Origin of the sequence: Petrotoga sp. HWHPT.55.6.3 (assembly GCF_002895495.1) — a bacterium.
Classification (GTDB): domain Bacteria; phylum Thermotogota; class Thermotogae; order Petrotogales; family Petrotogaceae; genus Petrotoga; species Petrotoga mobilis.
In genome coordinates this window covers 1-3,888 of sequence record NZ_AZRJ01000042.1, presented here as the reverse complement: position 1 = coordinate 3,888, position 3,888 = coordinate 1, and the positions used below count along the sequence as shown (strand labels likewise).

General features: G+C 32.7%; 4 protein-coding genes. 1 reads left to right on the top strand and 3 read right to left on the bottom strand.

Features of this window, described 5'->3' with window-relative positions:
• On the bottom strand, nucleotides 1-964 hold a 964-nt coding region (locus X926_RS09100), incomplete at its 3' end, for an HDIG domain-containing metalloprotein (RefSeq protein WP_103065858.1).
• A gap of 22 nt (nucleotides 965-986) precedes the next feature.
• Nucleotides 987-1,868, bottom strand: coding sequence for a PhoH family protein (locus X926_RS09095; protein ID WP_103065857.1), 882 nt, complete (start codon nucleotides 1,866-1,868; stop codon nucleotides 987-989).
• 214 nt (nucleotides 1,869-2,082) lie between these two features.
• Here X926_RS09095 and ylqF point away from each other — a divergent pair, with 214 nt between their 5' ends.
• Nucleotides 2,083-2,898, top strand: a complete 816-nt coding sequence (gene ylqF, locus X926_RS09090) for a ribosome biogenesis GTPase YlqF (protein WP_012208670.1) — start codon at nucleotides 2,083-2,085, stop codon at nucleotides 2,896-2,898.
• Between the two features lie 25 nt (nucleotides 2,899-2,923).
• Here the strand turns inward: ylqF and pduL are convergent, their stop codons facing one another.
• Nucleotides 2,924-3,514, bottom strand: a complete 591-nt coding sequence (gene pduL / locus X926_RS09085) for a phosphate propanoyltransferase (RefSeq protein WP_103065856.1) — start codon at nucleotides 3,512-3,514, stop codon at nucleotides 2,924-2,926.
• Nucleotides 3,515-3,888 lie beyond the last annotated feature (374 nt).

The window sequence follows — 3,888 nt, the reverse complement described above, 5'->3', positions numbered from 1 at the left end:
AACTTAATTTAGCACTTATATCGGAATGAGGGTTTTTATTCTTTTGATTCTCGGAAAAAAACTGAGGTCTCCACACCTTCCCTATATCGTGGAAATAAGAACCTACCCTGGCTAAAACCATATTTCCATTGATAATCTCAGCAGAGCTTTCCGCTAAGTTAGATATGATCATGCTGTGATAGTATGTTCCTGGTGCTTTCAAAGAAAGATTTTTTAGCAAAGGATTACTTAAATTACCAAGTTCCAACAACCCAATCTCGGAATAAACTCTGGTTAAGTATTCAAAGAAGGGTAAAATACCCATAGTTACCAACACGCTCAAAAAATTACTTTCGATTATTATTAGATAGTCCAAAGGGGTATAGTATAAGTTAATTACATAAGCAACGATAATTTGCGTTAAACTAGCCCAAAAAAATGGTAGTATTATCTCTATTCTCCTTTTGGTTTTTCTGGATGATAGGGCGACAACTGCTGCGGGTAAAAATAAAAAAATCATGAACTTCAAATCAAATCCGAATAAAATACCAAAGTAAGCGGAAAATATGAGACCTGAAATTAAACCGGTAGAGTAATCTATTAGTAAGGTTATTATCAAAGTACTCAATATGGTCGATATTGCAAATATATTCACATATTTGAAAACAAAAAGATTTAGTATTATATTGAAAAAGAGCGGCGTTAAAAAAGCCGCCCAATAATTTTTAGGATGAAGTTTAAACATTTTATTCTTAGGTAGCAAAAATTCTCCGATAAATATCCAAAATACGAGAAATACTAAGTTAAAACTCAACTGAAAATTCAACGAGATTCTGTTGAAAATAAGCCATTCTGTGAATAAGGCTAAAAATGTAAAAAGAATCATCCTAATTATAAAACCCTTATTTTTAGAAAAAACTAGATTTGCTTTTTGAAAAAGACTTTTACTGGTTCTCTTATTATTTTCTGTACTTTTGTTCTTCATACAGCGGAAAACACTTCCTTATTTATACAGAGTTTTCATAATCTTCGTATGCTTTTATAATCTCTTTTACCAAAGGATTTCTTACCACATCGTTATTTGAAAGTTCAATGAATTTTATTCCTGAAATGTTTCCATTGAGCACCTTTCTAACCGAAAGTAGTCCTGAATCTTTCTTTTTTTCTAAATCTATTTGGGTTACATCTCCAGTAATGACCGCTTTAGTGTTGAATCCTATCCTTGTTAAAAACATTTTCATTTGTTGATAAGTTGTATTTTGAGCTTCGTCTAAAATAATATAAGAATTGTTTAATGTTCGACCCCTCATGTAAGCTAACGGTAGTATTTCTATAATCCCTTTTTCTCTGTATGAAATCAGTTTGTCAGTATCCATAAAATCAAGTAAGGCATCATACAAGGGCCTTAAATAAGGGTCGATCTTTTCGTAAAAGCTACCAGGCAAAAAACCTAGTTTTTCTCCTGCTTCAACTGCAGGTCTTGTTAGTATTATCCTTTGAACTTTACCCGATCTTAAATAATCTACCGCCATAGCAACTGCAAGATATGTTTTGCCAGTTCCGGCTGGTCCTATACTAAAAACAATATCATTATTTTTTAAGTAGTCAATGTAATTTGCTTGGCCTTCAGTTTTTGCAAATATCTGAGTACCTACAATGCGGGTATTTATCACATCTTTCATCGATTTTTTCTTTTCTTCAGTCTTAGAAACATTCCCGTTGGTTTTATACCTAGAAACCACGTATTGGAATTCATCCCAATCGATTAAATGCCCTTCATCTAAAATTTCTAAAAGTTCTGTGAATATCTTTGATGTTTTATTGACCGAGTCGTCATCCTTTCCTTCAATAAAAATTTTTCTGTTTTTGTAATGTATATCTACGTTCATCTCTTTTTTTATGTACTTTGTTCGGCTATCATAAGCCCCAAAAATTTCAATCGGTTCAACATTCTCAGGTATAGAGATAGAATATCTCAGAATAGATTATCCCTCCTCTTTGATTTTTTTACAAAATAAGGTATACTTTTATCACTTGTATTATACCACAATTTAAGAAAAATAAGAATAATCGTGAGAACAGCTGTATAAAGGGGTTAAAAGCATGTGGTATCCAGGACATATAGAAAAAGCCAAATCTTTGATAAAAAAGCATTTAAAACTTGTTAATGCTGTAGTAGAAATTCTTGACGCAAGGGCTCCGTACGCTAGCAGGGCGTATGAAGAAGAACAGCTTTTTAGGAACAAAAAAAGAATAATTATTCTCAATAAAAAAGACCTTTGCGACATGAAAAAAATCAAGTTGTGGGAGAAGTATTATAAGGAAAAAGGTGAGGATGTTTTTTCACTTAGCCTCAATGAATTCAATGTTAAAGACTTTTTTTTAAAATATATTTATCCCATCGTCCCTCAAAAGTTCAATGAAAAGTCGCTTATGATAGTTGGTATACCAAATGTTGGTAAGTCTACTTTCATAAACCGTCTAAAAGGCAAAAAGTCTGCAGCAGTGGGCAATAAACCTGGAATAACAAGGGGTTTACAGTGGATAACCGTATCCAAAGACTTAAAAGTTCTTGATACACCGGGTGTGTTATATCCAAAACTTTTTAACAAAGATCTTGTTAACAAATTAATTCTAATTGGTTCTCTAAAAGCAGAAGATACGGAATTAGATGAGGCTCTTTTCTACCTTTTTGATTTTTTAAAACAAGAGTATCCTAATATTTTGGATTCAGTTTTAAAAGATTGGGAAAGCTGTGAAAATATAGTTGAGTTCATTGAAAGGTTTTCTATGAAGAGAAATTTTATAAAAAAAGGCGGAGTTCCAGATTACGAAAGGGGAAGAAATGCCTTTCTAAGAGAAATAACCGAAGGGAAATATGGAGGTATAACCTATGAAATACCTTCTGATATTGATTGAAAAAAACCGGTGCAAGCACCGATTTTTAGAATTTTTCTATAATTTTCACATAATCTCCGTTGTTGAGTAAAGCCGCATTTGCCTCGTCGATATCAACATGAAACTCTAATGCATATTTTTCACTGACTCTGACCAAAACATCTTGAAAAATAAGCTTTCTTCCTTCTTTATCACAATATACTGAAACTAAGTCTTTATCTTTAACGCCATAATGTTCGGCATCCTTTGGGTGCATATGTATGTGCCTTTTGGCAATGATTACACCTTTCTTTAATTGTATTTCACCAACAGGTCCTTTTATCGTAATCCCTGGTGTTCCTTCTATATCTCCTGAGTCTCTAACAGGGGGGTTTACTCCAAGTTTAAAGGAGTCTGTTCTAGATATTTCGACTTGTGACTCCTTTCTTACAGGACCTAATATTCTCACTTTTTGGAAAGAACCCTTTGGTCCTATCAAATCTACACATTCTTCAGATGCATATTGCCCCGGTTGTCCCAATGGTCTTAAGGGAGTTAATTCATAGCCTTTACCAAACAACTTTTCCAAATCTTCTTGTGATAAATGTACATGCCTATTTGATACCCCAACAACTACTCCAGGTTCTTTCAATTGCAACTTTTTACACCTCCATAAATTATGAAATCTTTCTATTTCATTGATTTTCTTATCACATACTTAAACCCTTTAGGTTTTGATATTTCAGCTATTAAGGGACCTCTTTTTATAGAAAGCCATCCCGCTCCGGGAAGGGCTATATCATTTCCCTTATCAATTTTTACATTTTCTCTTTCAAACTCTATTTGATCAAAATCAAAATTATCATTACCCACTTCAGAAATAGGTCAAAGCAACGATTAACGAAAGGTAAAGTAAGTTAAGACAAGAAGAAAAAGAACTAAAATATTGGATAATTATCCAAAATGCTCTTTGAAAATCGAAGTAATTCTTCAAAAAATTGAAAAGTAATTAGGATTGAAGAATTTTTTAGG

Excerpts from the sequence above, each read along its gene's own strand:
- X926_RS09095 (WP_103065857.1), bottom strand. The coding sequence starts at position 1,868 with ATGAACGTAGATATACATTACAAAAACAGAAAAATTTTTATTGAAGGA.
- ylqF (WP_012208670.1), top strand. The coding sequence starts at position 2,083 with ATGTGGTATCCAGGACATATAGAAAAAGCCAAATCTTTGATAAAAAAG.